This window comes from Flavobacterium sp. HTF, from assembly GCF_003105115.1.
GTDB lineage: Bacteria > Bacteroidota > Bacteroidia > Flavobacteriales > Flavobacteriaceae > Flavobacterium.
The window spans coordinates 68,400-90,320 of sequence record NZ_QETH01000004.1; the positions used below are offsets into that span (position 1 = coordinate 68,400).

Sequence of the window (21,921 nt, forward strand, 5' to 3'; positions counted from 1 at the left end):
TAAACTTTAATTTGCAAATCAAAATGGTTTTATACCTTTGCACGCGAATACAGAGGAAAAATTTGAACTGATTGCAACCTCTTCATAATGAAACGGTTCGTTATGAATGCTGATAGATTTAATTTCAGTAGTAAAAAATGCTAAAGCAGAAACTCTCCTTTAGCCTTTTTTAGCAATTTTTTCACCTCGCTTAATTTTAATTTAATAATTATTATGGCTTATTTATTTACGTCAGAATCTGTTAGTGAAGGGCATCCAGACAAAGTTGCAGATCAAATTTCGGATGCGTTAATTGACAACTTTTTGGCATTTGATGCTAACTCAAAAGTAGCGTGTGAAACTTTAGTTACAACGGGTCAGGTTATTCTGGCTGGTGAAGTAAAATCAAATACTTATCTTGATGTACAGCAAATTGCACGCGAAGTAATCCGTAAAATCGGATATACTAAAAGCGAGTATATGTTTGAAGCGAATTCTTGTGGAATCCTTTCTGCAATTCACGAACAATCTGCAGATATTAATCAGGGTGTTGACAGAGCTAAGCCGGAAGAGCAAGGTGCTGGAGACCAAGGAATGATGTTTGGTTACGCAACTAACGAAACAGAAAACTACATGCCTTTGGCTCTTGATTTATCTCATAAATTATTACAGGAATTAGCGATCTTAAGACGCGAAAACAAAGAAATCACCTATTTACGTCCTGATGCAAAATCTCAGGTTACTTTAGAATATAGTGATGATAACAAACCAACTCGTATTGATGCGATTGTAATCTCAACTCAACACGATGATTTTGATGAAGAAGCTACAATGTTGGCTAAAATCAAAAAAGATATTATCGAAATCCTGATTCCAAGAATCATTGCTAAAAATCCTGCTCACGCTCATTTATTCAATGATAAAATCAATTACCATATCAACCCAACAGGAAAATTCGTAATTGGAGGACCTCACGGAGATACTGGTTTAACAGGAAGAAAAATTATCGTTGATACTTACGGTGGAAAAGGAGCTCACGGTGGTGGTGCTTTCTCTGGAAAAGATCCAAGTAAAGTAGACAGAAGTGCTGCTTATGCTACACGTCATATCGCTAAAAACTTAGTTGCTGCAGGTGTTGCTGACGAAATCTTAGTTCAGGTTTCTTATGCAATTGGAGTTGCTCAGCCAATGGGTATTTTTATCGATACTTACGGAACTTCTAAAGTAAACTTAACAAATGGTGAAATCGCTAAAAAAGTAGAAGCTATCTTTGATATGCGTCCTTACTTTATCGAGCAACGTTTGAAATTAAGAAATCCGATCTATAGCGAAACTGCTGCTTACGGGCACATGGGACGTAAACCGGAAGTTGTTACTAAAACTTTCTTCGCTCCGGGCGGACATGAAAAAAGTTTAACTGTGGAGTTATTCACATGGGAAAAACTTGATTTTGTTGACCAGGTAAAAACTGCATTTGGATTGTAATTTTTAATTCAAATCTATATATCAAAAAGGCTGTCTAAAATTTTAGACAGCCTTTTTTGCGTTTGCATATTCACTACTATTTGCTTTTCTTTAGTATCCAAAATAACTGACTAAAATATGAGCAAATTACCTTCATTAAAAAGTGTCATTAGTGCCACACAAAAAACAATTTCCAGATTTCCTTTAGAAACCTTAACCGCTATTTGCGGAACTGTTTTCGCTATAATTTGGGAACAAAAAAAATATGGCGAACCACAGGAATTTTATATGAAAGCTGTAATGAGCTGCTCACTTTGCCTGGTATTATTTCTTTCGTTAAGTCTCTACTTTCAGGTTTCGAAAAAAAACAATTTATTACGTTTTTTAAGTAGTTTAATTCTTGGCAGTTTGCTTGTCGCATTTGTTTTTAGTTTTAAAAAAAGAATTACCGATGTAGAAATACAACAATTTATAGTTCTTAACATTGCTCTGCATTTACTGGTTTCGTTTGCCGGATTTTTACCTAAAAAATACAATCAGGAGGAATTTTGGGAATTTAACAAACAGCTTTTCCTTAGAATTTTAACTTCCGGATTATATAGTATTGTCTTCTATTGTGGTCTGGCACTAGCAATTTTAGCAATTGAAAAATTATTCAACTTTGATTTTTATAATCATATATATGCTCATGTCTTTATTTTTATTGCGGGAGTTTTTAATACCATTTTCTTTTTAAACGGAGTTCCAGCAATCGATAAGGAATCCACTTTGGATTTAAGTTATCCTAAAGGCCTTAAAAATTTCACTCAGTTTGTATTACTGCCTTTAATAAGTCTGTATCTGGTAATCCTGATTTGTTATGAAGCCAAAATCTTGATTACACTTTCCTTACCGGTGGGCTGGGTTTCATACCTTGTTTTGGTATTTGCCATTTTCGGAATCCTTTCGTTCTTATTAATTCATCCGATTGCAAATGAAAACAGCAATCTTTGGATGAAAAATTTTAATCGTTGGTTTTACTTCTTATTAGTTCCTTTATTAGTATTATTATTCTGGGCTATTTTATACCGAATCAATATTTATGGCTTTACGCACGAGCGTTATTATGTATTACTATTGTCTGTTTGGTTATCTGTAGTGGTAATTTGTTTTTTAATTCAAAAACATCCAAAAATTAAGTTTATCCCTATCAGTATGTGTCTTGCCGGATTGTTTTCTATTGTTGGCCCTCAAAGTGCAGATTCTGTTTCTAAACACTGCCAGTTGTCCCGATTTGAATCTTACATTCAAAAAATAGATAATACAAAACTAACTTTTGAACAACAAAAAGATTTAAGCAGCATTGTTTCTTTTTTAGAAGATAATTATGGAATAGAGTGTATGGTCCCGTTGGCTAAAAACAAATTAGACAAACTATATAAAAGTAATAAGTTAGCCAGTGATTATGAAATAATGCAAGCCTTGGGTTATGAGTTTAAATCCAGATATGCAAATACAAACAGTACTAATGAAATTTATTATTCATATTACGAAAACGAAGACAATAATGTACAAAATATTCACGGATATGATCTGAGTTTTAATATATCCAGTTATAATGATCTTAACTGCGTCGACTGTACAAAGATTGAAAACAAAAGTTATTCTATTAAATCAACCAAAAAAGATTATGGTGTCGATTTAAAAATTAACGAGGATATTATTGCTTTAAAATTTATTGACTTTATAAACAGCAATCCAGCCTTTTTGGATGATCGAAGTGAAAAGATTACGCAATCAATAAAAACCGACAAGTATGATATTCTCATTACTTTTTTTAATGTAAATGGAAATATAGAAAAAAAGAAAAAAATCATTAACAACTATCAGATAAAAGTGATGATGGCTGTTAAATAATATAAAAGCCCGACAGATTTAAATTTCTGTCGGGCTCTTAATTAATACACTTGTTAAGTTTTAATATGTTCCGTTTTGCATTTTCTCCAATACTTCTTTCATATCGTTTAAGGTTTCTCCTTCATAAACAGTAGCTGAATATTGTAATGCTTTTTTCTGGGTTTCAACAGCTTTTTCTTTTTGCCCGTCTTTATAATATAACTGAGCCAGAGTATCCAAATAGTATGGATTATTTTTGGTTACCACTAAGCTATATTCTGACCAATTGATTGCTTTCTTAATAAAGTTTGAATTTTCAGGTTTTAATACTACCGACCATGCAGCTGAGTTTGCCAGGTTTGAATGATAATCTTTAAACGAATTCCATCCTCCGTAAGAATACTCAGAATTAGGATCTATTGTAGCGTACATATTATCAAGTTTCTCAATTACATTTCCTTTTTCTGCTGACAAATAAGTATCGTAATATGCACTAAATTCTTTTAGATAAGTAGTATCATTAGTACTTGTTTCGCTATCCTGACTTAAATAAGCAAAATAATTTTTATAACAATCAAACCCGCCTTTTCCTGCTGCAATCAGTTTTTTGTAGATAGAAATGATCTTATCCTGACTTGCACTTCCTGCAACACCTTCTTGTGAAACATAGCTGTTCATTTGTAAAGCAGATGAAATTTCGGTGCTCAGATTTCCAGTTTTAGCAACTTCATAGGTTGGATTTTCAACTTGTGTATTCGCCTTTTCAATCGCATCATAATGTTTGATCAAATAATCTATAGAAAGAAAATCAGCATCATTCAGGATTCGGTCTTCTTTAAAGAATTGCTTGTAAAATCCCTGATTCTTAATTTCTTTTAAGATTGTGCTCACTAAAAGCATGTTGGGTGCAGCATCTTTTTGATGTGCTTCTATCAGTTTTTTCCAGGTTTGTAAAACCTCTTTTTTGTCTAAAGATGCGTTGTTTAGTTTGAAATCAACAGTATTATTAGGTTCTGCAGCAACTACGTAAGCTGAATCGTAATCGTATGGTAATTCAAGTACAGCAGCTCTGTTAAAAGCGGAAACCAAATCGGCATCAGTCGCTTTTTTGTTTTTTACAACTTTATTAAAAGTGTAAAAGGCATTTGCTCTTTGCACTTTTTTGCAAAAATCATCGTAGTAATTAAACTTTGATTTTTGATCATTTAGGGTAGATTTTGCAGATGTTAAAACATCTCCGTCTCCATTCAAAACAATCACATTCGGGCTATCTCCCAATTTGTTAGTCTTAAGCCATTTTTTATCATCGGCAGTGGCCAGATAATAATTAAAAATATCATATTGAGGATCATAAACATCATACATATTGTAACCAACCTGAACTTCCTGCTCTTTTACAAAGGCATCAAAGTCAGCTTTTGCCGAAGCATTTTTACTGTCTGAATAAACAACCAGAAATTTAGTCTGAGCATTTTTTGTAGCTGCAATGGCATCTTTTAAATTGTTCTCAATTTTAAATTTGAAATCTATTTTTGGCGATGCATATGCTTCAACAACTGTTCCCGCACTATCCACTGCTGCCTCGGCACCATAATCTCCTGTTGTATATGCGTCTTTTCCCGGATACGTCCACTTTTCAATGGTTTGTTTTTCAATTGGAGTAACATTTGGAGTATCAGCTATAGGTGGAGTATTTTTTTCATTTAAAAAAACTATTGGATCTTTTCCTCCCGGTCCTGAAATTTTAAGTTCATTTGTCTTTTTATCATAAAAGCCTGAAATCTTTAAATCTCCTAAAACATTATAATCATACTTGATCGTGATTTCTGAAACATCTTTCGGAAGGGCATATTTGTAAATTTTAGCAGCGACATCATATCCTTCATACACTAGATATAAATAATCAGCCTTTTCAATTTCAAAATCAAGATCGATATTTTTCCATTCAGGATCCGCTTTTGTTTTGATATCTGAAATTCTTTGGTATTCAACTTCTCCTGAACCGTTTTGAGTTCCTATAAAAAAGGAATAATAGGAAGGATCTAAAAACTTAATTTTTATCTTTTTTGCTTTCTTATCATTCTTAAAAGTCAGATTAAAAGATTCATCTGCTGTTTTACTTTGAGAAAACACCAGTGAATCCCCTTTTATTTTATATCCTCCTGAATAAAATACTAATTCATATTTATCTTCATCTAATAAATTTAATTTGATTTTTTGCCCTTTATTTGTTGACAGATAAGTTCCTTTTTCGATGTCTTTTGTTTGAGAAAAAGAAGCAGACATTAAACAAAAGAAAGCGAAGAAACTCCATATAAAATTGCGCATGCTTAAATTTTTTGGTTGTTAATACTAAGCACAAAGATATTTTATTATAATTGAAAAAGGAGTAACTAAGTTTTAATATTTTGTAATCAAAATACTATAAGTTATATTTCATGGAAAAAATGATATAACGCGGCTGAACTGTATATTGAGAAACCCTCGTAGAGAACTGTGAGAAGCTGTCATCGTTAAGATATCTTGTATTTAGCAGATTTGTTGCCGAAATTTTATATTCCCATTTGCTGTTCTTTTTCTGATATATCAGACTTGCACTTAGAAAATCATATTCATTATCAACCGATTTATTTCCATTATAATAATGATAGAATTCATATTCTGAAACAAAAGAGAAACTGTCTAAAAAATAATAATCTACTTTTGCAAAAGGTTTATCGGTATAAAAAGTTGAACCGCTGTATTTGTTAATCAAAAGATTGTAACCAAATTCTATGTTAGGCAGGTTTTTATAATTGGTTGAAGCTTTTACCGTATAACTTTGAACAAAACTTTCTGTTGCTGACAATTCATCATTTTGAATATTATTGAATTTTGACCAGTTCAAACTTGCATTTACTGAAGCCTTGTAGTTTTTCAAAAATGATCGTCCGTAAGCTCCCATTCCAGAAAAAGTTTCATCAGCTAAATTGGAATTGTATGGAACTGAAGACTGGTTAATTCCATCAAACTTAGCTTCTGTTTTAATAGCATTTACTTTTTTAGTGTATGTCGCAAAGGCAAAAATGTTCTCAAAATTGAACATATTATATTTAAAATAACGAAGCGAATGCACTTGTGAAGTTGCATTTTCCAAAATACGATTTCCGCGAAATAAACTGCTGTAATCGGACAAAACATAGCCCGCTGACAATTGATTTATATCTGTAAAATCATTGGTCAAAGAGAAATTGTACGTCAGTGTTTCCGCTTTTTTGATTTGATACAAGGCAAAGAAATCCGGCAGTATTTTGGCAAAGCTTTGAGAATAATCTGTTCCCAGCTGCGAGTTCGTCATTTGATAGGAATGCACACTTACTCCGGGCGTCAGGGTAAATTTTCCTGTCAGGATTTTATAATGAAAACCCAGAAAAGCATCATTAAAATTATAATCTACATTATTGTTATTTTCGGGATTATTAAGGTCGTTTCTATCTCCGTTTTGTAAAATATGAAAAATATGAGAATTGAAATTTTGATACGAGTATGTGTTTCCCAGTGTTATATTGAAATTGCTTTTTGGCGTCACCATATAATAGTAATCCAGCTTAGCATCCAGTTTATTGGTTTTAACAAAACGATCCTGATTATAATCATTTCGTGCCCCGGCTTGTGTGATATATCCTGACAGATTAAAAGGAAGCGTCTGCAGATTGGCGTTATAGAACGGATTTTCGTCCTGATATAAATGCTGCATTTCAAAAGCAAAAATGTTTTTAGCGCTTTGTGTATAATACAGGCTCAAATTCTGATTGATAGAAGTTGGGTCCTGCTTTTTGGTCGTAAAAATAGTTTCAGAATCAGCAATATTCTGCACAACTTGTTCCCGAAACAAATCTGAATATTCTTCCTGTTTCGTCAATTTGGTCAGGATATCGTAATCAAACTGAAACTTGTCGTTCGGTTTATAAGTCGAGCTTAATTTAAAAAGTCCCAGATTATTTTTTTGCTGTGTTTCTTCGTCTCTTTTTTGCTGATCTCCGGAATCCAAAATCGTAGTTTGAGATTTGGTTTCTAAATCTGTTTTTGAAGTCGAAAGAATTCCAAAACCGCTAATATTCCATGCTTTATTAACCGAATAAGCAAAGTTCGTTGCGCCAAATTTGGTTTCGATTTCTTTAGCGCGATCATTTCGTAACAATGAAATCCCCAGATCATTGGAAGAAATGTCAAAATTACTTCCGCCCTTTTTCATCATATTTTTAAATCCTCCCGTAAATTTAAAATAATCCTGAGCCGTAAGCGGTAATTCGCCAATATTATTAAAATTGGTAATCAGATTAATACTGTATTTCGGACTGTAATAAAATAATTTAGGATTAATGATATACCGGCTGTCTAATTCTCCGACACCGGTCCCGGCGGTTACATCTCCAAACCAAAAGTTCTTTTTACCTTTCTTCAGTTTAATATTCATTGCCACATTATCCTGATCATTTTCAAGACCTTTTAAAGCGCTGACTTCATTATAATTTCTTAAAACCTGAACTTTATCAATTGCATCTGCGGGAATATTTTTTACTCCCAATTTAGTATCGCCATCAAAGAAATCTTTGCCTTCGACCATTAATTTTGAGACTTTTTTTCCTTCAACTTCAATTTCTCCGTCAGCATTTACTTCAACACCGGGAAGCTTCTTCAAAACATCTTCGAGTTTTCTTTCTGTCCCTGACTTAAAGGAATCTGCATTATACACAATTGTATCCCCTTTTATGGAAACAGGCATTTCACGAACTATCTCAACACCTTCCAGCTCGATTCCTGTACCATCCATGACGATATTCTGTACAATATTTACGGTTTGAGTAGAAACTGTTATTTCTTTTGATTTCATTCCGAGATAACTTACTTTGATGATATAGGAGCTGTTAGGCTTTAGCGTCAGCTGAAATCTCCCTTTATCATTTGTAATTCCGTACGAATCCATTGCTTTTGTGGCAGAATTTATAGCCATAATATTGGCCATTTCCAACGGATTTTTTTGTCCGTCCTGAATAAATCCATCAAAACGGATACTTTGGGAAAATGAAAAACAGGTGTATAAAAAGGCGCAGAAACAAAGTAATTTGTTCATTGAAAAGGTGTTAAAATAAATAATTCAGATATGAAATTATCTTCCCATCGGCATTGCAGGCCCGGAGGTACGTCCGCGGTTCATTTCTCTAAATTCTTCCATTTTCTTAATTACTGTTTCATCGTAATCTTTTTGAGAAACTACTTTTCCTTTTTTAGAAGGTTTTATTTCGACTTTTTCTTTAGCATTCAGAACAATTTTAGAACATAATATGACAGTTTTTCCATCGTTTACTTCTAAGATCAAACCCGGAAGACCCCAATAATTTTCCGGACCCTGATTGACCGGAATTTCCGGTGTGTACCAGGCCGTAACTGCAATTTCTTTTGGTATTTCAAAATTGTCTTCAAAATTGGTTTTGGTCTCTCCCGAAGTCTTTTTAGCCTCATCCTTTTTTTCATTATTCTTAGGCCTGAAGTTTCTAAAATCGGTTTTGCTGGCTTCCTTAATTGCTGTTGCCTTAAAACAATTATAACCGCCAATTTGTTTGGTTTCCTGTTCCAGTTTCCAGTTTAATTTTGGCAGGGAGTCAACAACCAGAAATTCTTTTCCCATAAATTCTTTATCAATAGTATAGGATCTTGCTTTCACATCTTTATAAAAAGTTCCGCCAGCACCCATCATTGAACCAATCATAACACGAAAACCGCCTTGTTGTCCGGGAGCGTCCAGTTTTTCTTCTTCTTTATAGATTGAAGCTGTTTTGTCAAAGTTTAATATGAACGTTTTTTCAAGCATTTGTTTCATACGCTCTTCCATTGTTTTTTGCATTTCCGGTGTAATGTCCCGGTTTCCGGCTCTCATTCCTTCCAATTTAGGAGCCTGGGTTTTGGACTCATAAACAGCCATTCCCTGAAAATCTTTTTGTGCATGTACTTGTGTAAAAGCAAATACTAAAAATAAATATGATAGTTTTTTCATGTGGTTATATTTAAAAGGTCGTGAAGTCAGATAAACTTACACTCAAATTTATTACTAATTTTAAAATACTGAAAATTAAATATATCAATACCAAAATGGTATCGACAAAATCGCGTCTTTGTAAGACTATTGTAATTTACAAAGGTTTAAATTCAAAAAACAGCCAAAACTCTAATTTTAAGTTTTTCTTTAAAGTAGTTTTTGTACTTTGGCTTATGAAATGATATTATTATGAGTAAAGCAATACGCCAAATTTTATTACTGCTATACATTGCGTGTTCTTTTTCGACTCTTTTTGGGCAAAGCCAAAAAACAAATGCCCCGGTAATTTCAAAATTCAAATCAGATGCTGATGACTGTATCGGTTACGAATCTTTTGGATATTCTTATCAAATAAAAAATAATGTTTTTAGCAAAATAAAAGGCAGCGAAGTCTTTGAATACAAGAATATTTCGTTAGGAAATATTACAAAAGCGGACATTCAGAATCCGCTAAAAATTGTATTGTTCTATGAAGATTTTAACAGCGTTGTTTTACTGGATAATCAGTTGAATAAAATCACCGAGATTAATTTTTCGCAAAGCAATATCCCGATTGTCGTTACATTTATTGGTATGTCAACGCAGAACCAGCTTTGGGTTTACAATACATTAAATCAGCAAATTGGCCTTTTTGATTATTTAAAAAATGAATATAAGACTGTTTCTACACCATTAACCGAAACCATAAAATATTACCAAACCGATTTTAATACTTTTTATTGGATTGATAAAAAAAACAGTTGGTTTTCGTGTGACATTTTCGGAAAGATAACAGCTTTAGGAAAAATACCTGATTTTGATAAAATTGTAATCGTAAATAGCCATCAGTATATTTTTAGTAAGGATGGTTTATTGTTTTTTAAAGACATTTCTGATACAAATTCAGACACAATTTCTGAAGTGGAAATTTTAGAAAAAACCTTTGATAAATTCTGTTACAAAGACCAAATTTTATCTATTTTTACATCTAAAGAAATTACCAATTATAAAATCGTAACACCATAATGCACATAGCAATAGCAGGGAATATAGGCGCAGGAAAAACAACTTTAACGAAGTTATTAGCTAAACATTTTAAATGGGAACCTCATTATGAAGATGTAGTTGACAACCCCTATTTGGATGATTTCTACCACCAGATGGAGCGTTGGTCATTTAACCTTCAGATTTATTTCCTAAATAGCCGTTTTCGTCAGGTGCAGCAAATTCGCGAAAGCGGAAAAAAAATAGTTCAGGACAGAACGATTTATGAAGATGCACACATTTTTGCTCCCAACTTATATTCAATGGGATTGATGACAAGCCGTGATTTTGAAAACTATACTTCATTATTTGAACTAATGGAAACTTTGGTAAAAGCCCCGGATTTATTGATTTATCTCAGAAGTTCTATTCCAAATTTAGTGGGACAAATACACAAACGTGGCCGTGAATATGAAAACTCAATTTCTATTGATTATCTGAGCCGCCTGAACGAAAGATATGAAGCCTGGATTCAGACTTACTCCAAAGGAAAACTATTAATCATTGATGTAGATAATATCAATTTTGTTGACAATCCCGAAGATTTAGGAAACATTATTAATAGAATTGATGCTGAATTGAATGGGTTGTTTTAAAAACACGAATTCACAGATTTGCACGAAATAAAAAATGCCTCTAATATTTTTAGAGGCATTTTTGCTTATGAAACTTTGACAAAGTTGTTTTATTTAGTAGTTGCTGCGCTAATTTTTGCTTCAACTTCTTCTTCTGTTCCTTCGTAAACTTCTGTGGTTGTTTTACCGTTTTCAGTTTTAGTTACAGTTCCGGTAGTTTTACCGTTGTCATTTCTTAAATCAACGCGAACAGATTTTTTCTCATATTTACTTGTATCGAAACATTCTGTCTTTTGATATTTTCCGTTTGCATCAAAATGAGCTAAGCATTTTGCTGTTTCTTCAGCAGAACAGCCTTTTTCTTTACACATTTTAATACATTCTTCTTTTGTCATTCCTGATAAATCTCCGCATTTAGAAATTCCTCCGGCATGCATTTCTGTTTTGGCACAGCAGGAAGCTTTTCCTGCAATATCTGATGAAGAATGTCCGTCTCCTAAAATTGGAGCAATTACCAATCCGATCAAACAAGTTAACTTAATTAAGATGTTCATTGATGGTCCTGATGTGTCTTTAAACGGATCTCCAACTGTATCTCCGGTTACAGCAGCTTTATGCGCATCAGACCCTTTGTAAGTCATTTCACCGTTGATCATCACTCCGGCTTCAAAAGATTTTTTAGCATTGTCCCAGGCTCCTCCGGCATTGTTTTGAAAAACTGCCCAAAGAACTCCGGAAACCGTAACTCCGGCCATATATCCTCCCAACATTTCAGCAATTAACTGATTGTTATCTGAGTAAACTAATTTTCCTAAAAGTACAATGGCAATTGGAAAACCAATTGTCAAAATTCCCGGAAGCATCATTTCGCGTAAAGCGGCTTTTGTAGAAATTTCAACACATTTTCCATATTCCGGTTTTCCGGTTCCTTCCATAATTCCAGGAATCTCCTTAAACTGGCGACGTACTTCATAAACCATATCCATCGCTGCTTTTCCAACAGAATTCATAGCCAAAGCCGAGAAAACCACCGGAATCATTCCACCCACAAATAACATCGCTAAAACTGGTGCTTTGAAGATATTAATACCGTCAATCCCTGTAAATGTTACATAGGCCGCAAATAAAGCTAATGAGGTCAGGGCCGCAGAAGCAATTGCAAATCCTTTTCCGGTTGCTGCAGTTGTGTTTCCAACAGAGTCTAAAATATCAGTTCTTGTACGAACTTCTTTTGGTAATTCACTCATTTCGGCGATTCCTCCGGCATTATCAGAAATTGGCCCGAAAGCATCAATTGCTAGTTGCATTGCTGTAGTGGCCATCATGGCTGAAGCTGCTAAAGCAACTCCATAAAATCCTGCCAAAGCATACGAAATCCAGATTGCTCCGGCGAATAATAATACAGTTGGAAAAGTGGAAATCATTCCTGTCGCTAAACCTGCAATTACGTTTGTTCCTGCTCCTGTAGATGATTTTTGGACAATTGCCAAAACTGGTTTTGTTCCTAATCCTGTATAATATTCCGTTACGAATGAAATAGCTCCACCAACAACTAGACCGACTAATGTTGCATAAAAAACACGCAATGATGAAATGTCTTTTGATCCTTCTCCAAAGAAAGTCATCTGCATAGTTTCAGGAAGCATATATTGTACTAAAAAGAAACAAGCTACGGCCGTTAAAGCAATAGAAACCCAGTTTCCTATATTTAATGCTTTTTGAACCTGCGCTTCTTTCGCATTGTCATCTGAAATTTTTACTAATGTAGTTCCGATAATTGAAAACAAAATTCCGAAACCGGCAATTGCCATTGGAAGTAAAATAGGACCAATTCCGCCAAAAGCGTCATTGATACTTCCGCCCATATCTTTTATAACATAATTCCCCAAAACCATTGCTGCTAAAACCGTAGCTACATACGAACCGAATAAATCGGCACCCATACCGGCAACGTCTCCCACATTATCTCCAACGTTATCTGCAATTGTTGCAGGATTTCTTGGATCATCTTCCGGGATTCCGGCTTCTACTTTACCAACTAAATCGGCACCAACATCGGCCGCTTTTGTATAGATTCCGCCTCCTACCCTGGCAAACAAGGCAATTGATTCTGCACCGAGAGAAAATCCGGCTAAGGTTTCTAAAACAACCGTCATTGTTTCAGTATCTTTCCAAACTCCGTCAGAAAACAAATTAAAGAAGATTATAAAAAAAGTAGTTAGTCCCAGAACTGCAAGACCTGCAACTCCCAAGCCCATTACGGTTCCGCCGCCAAAAGATACTTTTAGTGCCTGTGGTAAGCTTGTACGTGCTGCCTGTGTTGTTCTAACGTTTGTCTTGGTTGCGATTTTCATACCTATGTTACCTGCATAAGCTGAAAATAATGCACCAAATATAAATGCAATTACGATTAATAAATGTGTTTTTACACCCGGAATAAAAGTGATTCCTGCCAAAGCTAAACTTGCAATAATAACAAAGATGGTTAATAGTTTGTATTCGGCTTTGAGGAAGGCTAAGGCTCCTTCGTAGATGTAATCTGAAATCTCTTTCATCTTACCGTCTCCGGCGTCTTGTTTTAAAACCCAAGTCCTTTTTATTCCCATGAAAAGTAATCCTAAAACTGCCATAACAATTGGCAGGTAAATCATAAATGCATTCATAATTATTAATGGTTTTGGTTAATAGTCAACAATCTAACTGAAACGAATTTAAACAAAAAAGCAATACTCCTGACGGTAGTATTGCTTTTTTTATAATAGAATACGGTTAAAATTATTTAATACTAAATAATCCGGCCGGTTTATTTTCAATGTCATCAAAACGCTTTGTACACTCAGCAATAATTGCATAAGCTTCGTTTACGTCTCCCCATCCTTCTACATCTACTTTTTTGTTCTCAAGATCTTTGTAAACCTGGAAGAAATGCTCGATTTCTTTTACTAAGTGCGGGTTCATATCTGAAAGGTCTGTTAAAGAATTCCAGATTGGATCTGAAACTGGTACACAAATGATTTTTTCGTCCGGTCCTTTATCATCTGCCATGTGGAAAACTCCAATTGGCTTAACTTCCATAACACATCCAGGAAAAGTTGGTTCGTTTACTAAAACCAATACATCAAGAGGGTCACCGTCAAGAGCCAAAGTTTCAGGAATAAATCCATAATCAGCAGGGTACATCATTGAAGAGAATAACATTCTGTCGAAACGCATTCTTTTGATTTCAAAATCGTACTCATATTTATTTCTGCTTCCTCTTGGTATTTCGATTAATACATCGAAAGTTGTTAGTTTGTCTGCGGTCATTTTTGTTTTTTATTATATCTATAATTTCGGTTGCAAAAGTAACTAAACTATCTATTTTTACAATAAAAAAACAGGTTAAATATCTGCATTATAGTTTAAAAAACAACGTTTTAATAGGTAATTTTCCGATTTCGTCTGGTTAAGTAATAATGCCACAGCAAATATGTTGCATAAGACCGGTACGGGCTCCATTGTTGTGTATGGATTTCCATTTCATTTTTATCATGAATATCTAATAATTCTTTGATCGTATTAACTACGGCAATATCGCCTAACGGAATCAAATCCGGCTCCTGAAGACAGAACATTAAATAAATGTCAATTGTCCAGTTTCCAATCCCTTTTAGCTTTATGAGCTCTTCCCGAACTTGCTGAGCAGGTTTTAGAGCCAGACTTTCAATATCCAGTTCTTTATTTAAAACCGCTTCTGCTAAAATCTTAATGTATTTTGTTTTTTGACGGCTGACTCCTAAGCTTCTAAATTCTTCATCAGACAAAATTGCCATATTTTCAGGAGTACAAACTCTATAGGCTTTGATTTTTAAAAATGTGGCTTTCGCCGAATCTATAGAAACCTGCTGTTCGAGTATCAGCAATACCAAAGTTTCAAAACCCTGAGGGCGTTTTGGAATTTGTGGTAATCCGTATTTTTCGATTATTTCCCGAAATATTAGATTTTTACTGGTTAGAAAATCAATAGCTTCCTTCATAATTTATCTTTCGTTGTTGAATCAAAAGTAATAAATATGGAGCCAATCTCGCAGAGTCGCAAAGTCGCAAAGTTTTTCTCGCGCTCCCGATATCTATCGGGATTGCATATAGAGCTGATCAAATTTAAATCTCCGCAATCTGCAAAATCTGCATGAAACAAAAATTACTCCACAAAAAAAGCCGCAAAGATTTTAAACCTTTGCGACTTTGTTACTTTGAAACTTTGAAGCTAAAAAATTAGAAATAGAATCCGAAAGATCCTTTTACTGCAAATTTATTGGCATCAGGAGTGTTTAAATAACTGCCTCTCCATGAAAAATCAATTCTGAATACTTTGAATATATTTCCGATTCCGGCATTATACTCCCAATATACATTTTCTGGTGCAACGTATGGCTGGTCTGATGCATTTATGGCTCTGTTGGCATCAGAAATGGTTCCGTGTACGGCTTTAATACCAACAAATTCTCTCCAGTTTAATTTTCTCATAAATGGAACTCTCGCAAATAATCTTCCTCCAAAATCGTGATTCCATTGTAAAGTGGTATACTGATCTGTTATGAATTCGTAAAAATTTAAATTGCTAAAGGTATTTTCAATTGTAAAATAAGTTTGATTTCCAGGAATTACACTCATTAATCCCAATGGTATTGTACCAAATGTTTTTCCGGTTTCCAAAATAATATTTGATCTTCCCAATGGTCCGATAATAATAGGCTGTTTATAAAAAAGCTGTATTTTTTCGTAAGCAAAGTCACTATTCAAAACACCTTTTAAACCATAACTGAAATTAACGAAGAAATGACTAAAAGGACTATCAACCAAATCTCTTTCAACTCCATAACCAATCGTTTTACGATTTGGCATAAACTCAAACTGAATATTAGCTTCTGATTGCGTTACGGCATTTTCTACAACTCCCGCAGGATTTGCTGCAGTTGGCAAAGTACTGTAATAATCTAAACTGAAAGTAGGTGAAGCTGATTGTAAAGTTCTATATGAAAGTCCAGCCTGAACAACGAAATTTTTCATCGGTTCCATTTCAACCGAAATATTACTCAGATTAATATTGGTTAATTTTCCGTTGCTTCCCGTTGTAAATAATGCCGAAGATGCAAAACTTCGTCCTAAAATATCGTTTGTTGTGGTTAAACTGGCTCCGATTTGTTCAATGTCACGCCTGTTTCCTCCGGAAATAATAACTCTCTTTTTCTTGTCAACCATCCATTTTCCGGAAACCCCATACTTAAACTTTTGATCATCAAAACCGTAAGCCGTATAAGCCTGTACGCGCCATGGATCATTTGGTCCAAAATAGGTTCTTCCTCCTGCCCTTATTCTTAAACCTTCGACTTCATTATAACCAAACGTTGAGAAAATAGGCCCGAAATCGAAGTTTTTAAATTCAACATAACCACTTCCTAAAATCGAGACGAGACTGTATAATTGTTTAAATCGCTTGACCGTTTGGAGCGTATCAAGCATTTTATAAATTCCTGCTTCGTCTTTATTTAATTTTTCAAAACGATTTTCTTCCCAAAATTCCGGCGGTCGTTCGTAGACCGCATTATCTATGAAATTGACTTCTTCTTTATAGAATTTCTCCGGTTTCTGAATGTTGAATTTATGATTTCGGTACAAAGTCGTTCGTTTTCCATAAACTCCTTTTGATTTTTCTTTTTTATTTAAAGCAAAATCAGACATCATATAATCGCGGGTCAACAGAAAAACAGAATCATTTTCTACTTCAAATTCCTGTTCGATATAAATATCTTTTACCCAGTTAATATTGGCGCTTTTGGTAACACCCATATTAATTTTCTTGATGGCAAAAGTGGTGTCGTTTACCCAGAAATCTCCTTTAAAAGTTAATTCGTTTTTACGCCTTGGATAAAAAACAATATTAAAACACCATTTTTTGTCGATATAGGCACTGTCTTTCAATACATAATTATAAACATCAATTCCGGTTCTTGAAAGCGGGCTTGTAAAGCTTTTATCAAAAAACTTAAGGTGATTATCGTAAATATTATAATCTGAATAAAGGTCTTTTACAAAAGATAAAATCTGTTGATTTCCGTTGAAACCAGACATTTTATTTCCCGTAATATTTTCTTTTACCTTCTTTAATTTATTATCTCCATAAACATCATAAACCGATTCGTTTATAAAGATGGGCAAATAGGTTTTACCCGTAACTTCAGAAGTATCAACATGATTGAAAACAAACTCCATTCCTTTAAAGAGTTTATTTTTCATAAAAGCACTGTCAATCGTGTTCATGTCGAACTCAACTTTCTCGTACTTCTGCATTTGATATTGATTGAATTGGTAAAGACCGTTTTTACGTTTTCTTTCCCAGATTTTTCTTAGGATATCTAATGCCGGATTATTTTTCTTGGATGTTTTTCCGGTAAAAATCACAACTTCATTTAATGCTTCGGCTTCGCCCAACACAATTTTAAAGTCATAATTTACAGCTTTTTCCAACGTAATTTCTTTATCCGAAAATCCCGCCGAACTTACCACTAAAGCAGTGTAAGTATTGGGTGACTCCAGATAAAAACGTCCATCTTCGTTAGAAACTATTCCCGTATTCGATCCTTTAAAAACCACATTGGCAAACGGAATGGGCTGATTGGATTTATCCAAAACAATTCCACTCACTTTCGTTTGTGCAGTAGCCATATTTGCAAGTGCAAATACAAAAAATAGGCAGAGAAAAAGTATTCTTTTCATAATCTGGCAAAAAAAAACTTCATCAATTAATATGACTGATGAAGTTTTATAAGTATGTTTATTGAACTATTTGTACATTACTTTCTTAACTGCTTTTACTACATCAGCTGCGTTTGGCAACCAGTCTTTTAGTAAAACAGGAGAGTAAGGTGCAGGAGTATCTGCTGTTGTAATACGTTGGATTGGCGCATCCAGAAAATCAAAAGCCTGTTCTTGTACAATATAAGTAATTTCAGAAGAAATACTTGCAAATGGCCATGCTTCTTCTAAAATTACCAAACGGTTTGTTTTTTTAACAGATTTAAGAATTGCTTCATTATCCATAGGACGAACTGTTCTCAAATCGATAATTTCACAAGAAATACCTTCTTTGGCTAATTCATCAGCAGCGATAAAAGCTTCTTTGATGATTTTACCAAAAGAAACAATGGTAACATCTTTTCCTTCACGTTTAATATCAGCAACTCCTAATGGAATTGTATATTCTCCGTCCGGCACTTCACCTTTATCACCATACATTTGCTCAGATTCCATAAAAATTACAGGATCATTATCGCGAATTGCAGATTTCAAAAGTCCTTTTGCATCGTAAGGAGTTGAAGGCACAACAACTTTAAGACCCGGTGTGTTTGCAAACCAGTTTTCTAAAGCCTGAGAGTGAGTTGCTCCTAACTGACCTGCAGAAGCAGTTGGTCCGCGGAAAACGATAGGCACATTAAATTGTCCACCTGTCATTTGACGCATTTTAGCAGCATTATTTATAATTTGATCAATACCAACTAAACAGAAGTTGAAAGTCATGTATTCTACAATTGGTCGGTTTCCGTTCATTGCAGAACCTACTGCAATTCCTGTAAACCCAAGTTCAGCAATTGGAGTATCAATTACTCTTTTTTCACCAAACTCAGCAAGCATTCCTTTTGAAGCTTTGTATGCTCCGTTGTATTCCGCAACTTCTTCGCCCATTAAATATATGGATTCATCGTGACGCATTTCTTCGCTCATCGCTTCACAAATGGCCTCTCTAAATTGTATTGTTCTCATATTTATATTGTATGTTGAATTTTCTGAAGAGCAAAAATAAATATTTTAAATAACTTAAAAGCATAAATTGAATTTAAAATCACATGAACTTGGGTATCACTTTAGGTTTTAACTTTTAAAAAAATATTATAACATTTACGAAATCGATATAATTGCCGTTTTACTGCCTGCAAAACATTTTTATGACAAACACAGCTTTATTTGTTTAATTCTAAAAAACACCAAATGAGATTGATAATTAAAACGTAGTACCGAAAAAGATAGTATTCATATGCTTAACTTTAACAACCAGAGACAGCACCTGTTACAAAATCCCTAATAATCAATACCAATACACCTATTTCCTTTTTTATTTTCGGATGAATAACCATTAAAAATCAATAATCTTCGAAATCGTAATAGTTTTAAAAAATATTATGCACGCATAGTATAATTATTCCAAATTAAATTCTAAATTTGTAAAAGCATATTATAAATTCAAAATATATACTTATGAAAATACTAGTTTGCATCAGCCATGTGCCTGATACTACTTCAAAAATCAACTTCTCCAATGGTGATTCAGAATTTGATACCAATGGCGTACAATATGTAATTAACCCTAATGACGAGTTTGGTTTAACACGTGCAATCTGGTTTCAGGAGCAGCAAGGTGCTACTGTTACTGTGGTAAATGTTGGAGGTCCTGATACTGAACCAACTTTGCGTAAAGCACTTGCGATTGGTGCAAACGAAGCTATTCGTGTAAATGCAAACCCAACTGATGGTTTTTTTGTTGCAAAACAATTGGCTGAAGTAATTAAAACTGGCGGATACGATTTAGTAATTGCAGGAAAAGAATCTTTAGATTATAATGGAGGAATGGTTCCTGGAATGATTGCAGGAATTTTAGGTTCAAACTTTCTAAACTCTTGTACAAGCTTAACTGTTGATGGCAATAACGTAAAAGCAGTTCGTGAGATTGACGGAGGAAAAGAAACTGTAGCTACAACTTTACCATTAATTATTGGAGGCCAAAAAGGTCTTGTTGAAGAAAAGGACCTGCGTATCCCAAACATGAGAGGAATTATGACTGCGAGAACAAAAGCGCTTACTATCCTTGAGCCAGTTGACGCTCCTGTAAATACAAAAGCGGTGAAATTTGAAAAACCGGCTCCAAAATCAGCAGTGAAATTAATTTCTCCTGATAACTTAGATGAGTTAATCAATTTATTACACAACGAAGCGAAGGTTATTTAAGATTGTAGATTTTAGATTGCAGATTGCAATACTAAATCTACATTTTGATTCACTTCAAAATCTAAAATCAATAATCTTTTTAGATTTCATTTTCAAAAATCTGAAATCTAAAATCTAAAATCTAAAATTGTTATGTCATTATTAATATATGCAGAATCTGCAGAAGGAAAATTTAAAAAAGTTGCTTTTGAATTAGCTTCATACGCTAAGAAAGTGGCAGAAACTTTAGGAACAACTGTTACTGCTGTAACAGTAAACATCAGCGATGTAAGCGAATTAGCTAAATACGGAGTAGATAAAGTTTTAAAAGTAAACAACGATAAATTAGCAGGTTTTACAGCAAAGGCTTATGCCGATGTTATTAAGCAAGCTGCTCAAAAAGAAGGAGCAAAAGTAATTTTACTTTCTTCTACTACAGACAGTATTTATCTTTCGTCATTGGTAGCTGTTTCTCTAGAAGCAGGTTTCGCTTCAAATGTTGTTGGATTGCCGGTTAGCACTTCTCCTTTTCAGGTAAAAAGAAATGCTTTCTCAAACAAAGCTTTCAATATCACAGAAATCAATACAGATGTAAAAGTACTTGGTTTGGCCAAAAACTCTTATGGTATTTTTGAAAATGCCGGTGCCGGAGCTGAAGAAGATTTCAATCCGACTATCGGAGAGAATGACTTTGGAGTAAAAGTAGAATCTGTGGAAAAAGTTACCGGAAAAGTTTCTATCGCAGATGCAGATATCGTAGTTTCTGGCGGACGCGGATTGAAAGGTCCTGAAAACTGGGGATTAATCGAAAATCTTGCTACTGTTTTAGGTGCTGCGACTGCATGTTCAAAACCAGTTTCAGATTTAGGATGGAGACCTCACAGTGAGCACGTTGGACAAACAGGAAAGCCTGTTGCAACCAACCTTTATATTGCAGTTGGAATTTCAGGAGCGATCCAGCACATTGCCGGTATCAACTCCTCAAAAGTAAAAGTAGTAATCAACAGTGACCCGGAAGCTCCTTTCTTTAAAGTAGCTGATTATGGTATTGTGGGAGACGCTTTTGAAATTGTACCACAATTAACTGAAAAATTAAAAGCATTTAAAGCGCAACATTCTTAGATTTAAAATCTCTTTAAAAATAGCTGCCTAAAAATAAGATAATCGTATCTTTGCTTTAGGTGGCTTTTTTGTTCCATTATTTTTGATTAAAATTGCACCTTTATTTTTCAATCAAAAAAGTATTAAAATGAGGCATTAATTTGCCCTTTTTTACCCATATATATGAGTCTAGTAAAATTATCCATAAAAGGAATTTCATACAGTCAAACTCAAAATGGCGCTTATGCCCTTATTTTGAATGAAGTTGATGGCGAAAGAAAACTTCCAATTGTTATTGGTGCTTTTGAAGCCCAGTCAATCGCTATTGCATTAGAAAAAGAGATAAAACCTCCACGCCCCCTAACACACGATTTGTTCAAAAATTTTGCTGAAAGATTTGACATAGTGGTTAAACAAGTGATCATACACAAACTTGTTGATGGTGTTTTCTATTCCAGCTTAATTTGCGAAAGAGACAAAATCGAAGAAATAATCGATGCCAGAACTTCGGATGCAATTGCCCTTGCGTTACGATTTAATGCTCCGATTTTTACATACAAAAACATTTTAGACAAAGCCGGAATTTATCTAAAATCAAATACTGCTGATTCAGATCCGGGATCTCAGGAAATTGATGATGTATTATCTAACCCGGAAACTTTTGGTCACGAAGAAGAAAGTAACCAGTCGGGAGATGTCTACGCGAAACATAGTCTGCAGGAACTAAATGATCTTCTGGATCAGGCAGTTTCTCAGGAAGATTATGAGAAAGCAGCAAAAATCAGAGATGAAATTTCGAAAAGATAATTT

15 protein-coding genes are annotated in these 21,921 nt (G+C 34.1%); 7 read left to right on the top strand and 8 right to left on the bottom strand.

All coding sequences use genetic code 11. The features are described 5' to 3' along the window. Window positions 1-213 precede the first annotated feature (213 nt). Together metK and DCO46_RS02110 are read left to right on the top strand one after the other, a co-directional pair. Window positions 214-1,464 (top strand): methionine adenosyltransferase, encoded by a 1,251-nt coding sequence (gene metK, locus DCO46_RS02105; RefSeq protein ID WP_116750950.1) that lies wholly within the window; start codon window positions 214-216, stop codon window positions 1,462-1,464. A gap of 117 nt (window positions 1,465-1,581) precedes the next feature. Further along, window positions 1,582-3,339 carry a DUF4153 domain-containing protein gene (locus tag DCO46_RS02110; protein ID WP_116750951.1) on the top strand — a complete coding sequence of 586 codons (1,758 nt, stop codon included), beginning with the start codon at window positions 1,582-1,584 and terminating at the stop codon, window positions 3,337-3,339. A 60-nt stretch (window positions 3,340-3,399) separates the two neighbouring features. Here the strand turns inward: DCO46_RS02110 and DCO46_RS02115 are convergent, their stop codons facing one another. The 3 genes from DCO46_RS02115 to DCO46_RS02125 form a co-directional block, all read right to left on the bottom strand. Beyond that, window positions 3,400-5,646, bottom strand: coding sequence for a hypothetical protein (locus tag DCO46_RS02115; RefSeq protein WP_116750952.1), 2,247 nt, complete (start codon window positions 5,644-5,646; stop codon window positions 3,400-3,402). Window positions 5,647-5,740: 94 nt separating this feature from the next. Next, window positions 5,741-8,431: a carboxypeptidase-like regulatory domain-containing protein gene (locus DCO46_RS02120; RefSeq protein WP_116750953.1), complete on the bottom strand. Its 2,691-nt coding sequence runs from the start codon at window positions 8,429-8,431 to the stop codon at window positions 5,741-5,743. Window positions 8,432-8,467: 36 nt separating this feature from the next. Then, on the bottom strand, window positions 8,468-9,352 hold the full coding sequence (locus DCO46_RS02125) for a GLPGLI family protein (protein WP_116750954.1): 885 nt from the start codon (window positions 9,350-9,352) through the stop codon (window positions 8,468-8,470). 231 nt (window positions 9,353-9,583) lie between these two features. Between DCO46_RS02125 and DCO46_RS02130 the strand changes: the two genes are divergently transcribed. Both DCO46_RS02130 and DCO46_RS02135 read left to right on the top strand, forming a co-directional pair. Then, on the top strand, window positions 9,584-10,399 hold the full coding sequence (locus DCO46_RS02130) for a hypothetical protein (protein WP_116750955.1): 816 nt from the start codon (window positions 9,584-9,586) through the stop codon (window positions 10,397-10,399). Next, window positions 10,399-11,013 carry a deoxynucleoside kinase gene (locus DCO46_RS02135; RefSeq protein WP_116750956.1) on the top strand — a complete coding sequence of 205 codons (615 nt, stop codon included), beginning with the start codon at window positions 10,399-10,401 and terminating at the stop codon, window positions 11,011-11,013. Before DCO46_RS02130 ends, DCO46_RS02135 begins: the two co-directional genes overlap by 1 nt. An 89-nt stretch (window positions 11,014-11,102) precedes the next feature. On the opposite strand, the gene DCO46_RS02140 is transcribed toward DCO46_RS02135, so the two are convergent. The 5 genes from DCO46_RS02140 to DCO46_RS02160 form a co-directional block, all read right to left on the bottom strand. Beyond that, window positions 11,103-13,655 (bottom strand): sodium-translocating pyrophosphatase, encoded by a 2,553-nt coding sequence (locus tag DCO46_RS02140; RefSeq protein ID WP_116750957.1) that lies wholly within the window; start codon window positions 13,653-13,655, stop codon window positions 11,103-11,105. Window positions 13,656-13,767: 112 nt separating this feature from the next. Further along, entirely contained in the window at window positions 13,768-14,298 is a 531-nt protein-coding gene (locus DCO46_RS02145; RefSeq protein WP_116750958.1) for an inorganic diphosphatase, read from the bottom strand. 110 nt (window positions 14,299-14,408) lie between these two features. Continuing rightward, window positions 14,409-15,008, bottom strand: coding sequence for a DNA-3-methyladenine glycosylase family protein (locus tag DCO46_RS02150; RefSeq protein WP_116750959.1), 600 nt, complete (start codon window positions 15,006-15,008; stop codon window positions 14,409-14,411). A 238-nt stretch (window positions 15,009-15,246) separates the two neighbouring features. Beyond that, the gene (locus DCO46_RS02155; RefSeq protein WP_116750960.1) at window positions 15,247-17,748 is read right to left on the bottom strand and encodes a DUF5686 and carboxypeptidase-like regulatory domain-containing protein; all 2,502 of its coding nucleotides are present in this window, start codon (window positions 17,746-17,748) and stop codon (window positions 15,247-15,249) included. Between the two features lie 66 nt (window positions 17,749-17,814). Further along, window positions 17,815-18,792, bottom strand: coding sequence for a pyruvate dehydrogenase complex E1 component subunit beta (locus DCO46_RS02160; RefSeq protein ID WP_116750961.1), 978 nt, complete (start codon window positions 18,790-18,792; stop codon window positions 17,815-17,817). Window positions 18,793-19,284: 492 nt separating this feature from the next. Here DCO46_RS02160 and DCO46_RS02165 point away from each other — a divergent pair, with 492 nt between their 5' ends. The 3 genes from DCO46_RS02165 to DCO46_RS02175 all read left to right on the top strand — a co-directional run bounded on the left by DCO46_RS02165 (window position 19,285) and on the right by DCO46_RS02175 (window position 21,918). Beyond that, complete coding sequence (locus DCO46_RS02165; protein ID WP_116750962.1) at window positions 19,285-20,031, top strand: electron transfer flavoprotein subunit beta/FixA family protein; 747 nt, start codon at window positions 19,285-19,287, stop codon at window positions 20,029-20,031. 132 nt (window positions 20,032-20,163) lie between these two features. Next, window positions 20,164-21,132, top strand: coding sequence for an electron transfer flavoprotein subunit alpha/FixB family protein (locus tag DCO46_RS02170; protein WP_116750963.1), 969 nt, complete (start codon window positions 20,164-20,166; stop codon window positions 21,130-21,132). A 162-nt stretch (window positions 21,133-21,294) separates the two neighbouring features. Continuing rightward, a complete protein-coding gene (locus DCO46_RS02175) occupies window positions 21,295-21,918 on the top strand; it encodes a bifunctional nuclease family protein (RefSeq protein WP_116750964.1) in 624 nt (207 codons plus the stop codon). The last annotated feature ends 3 nt before the right edge of the window (window positions 21,919-21,921 follow it).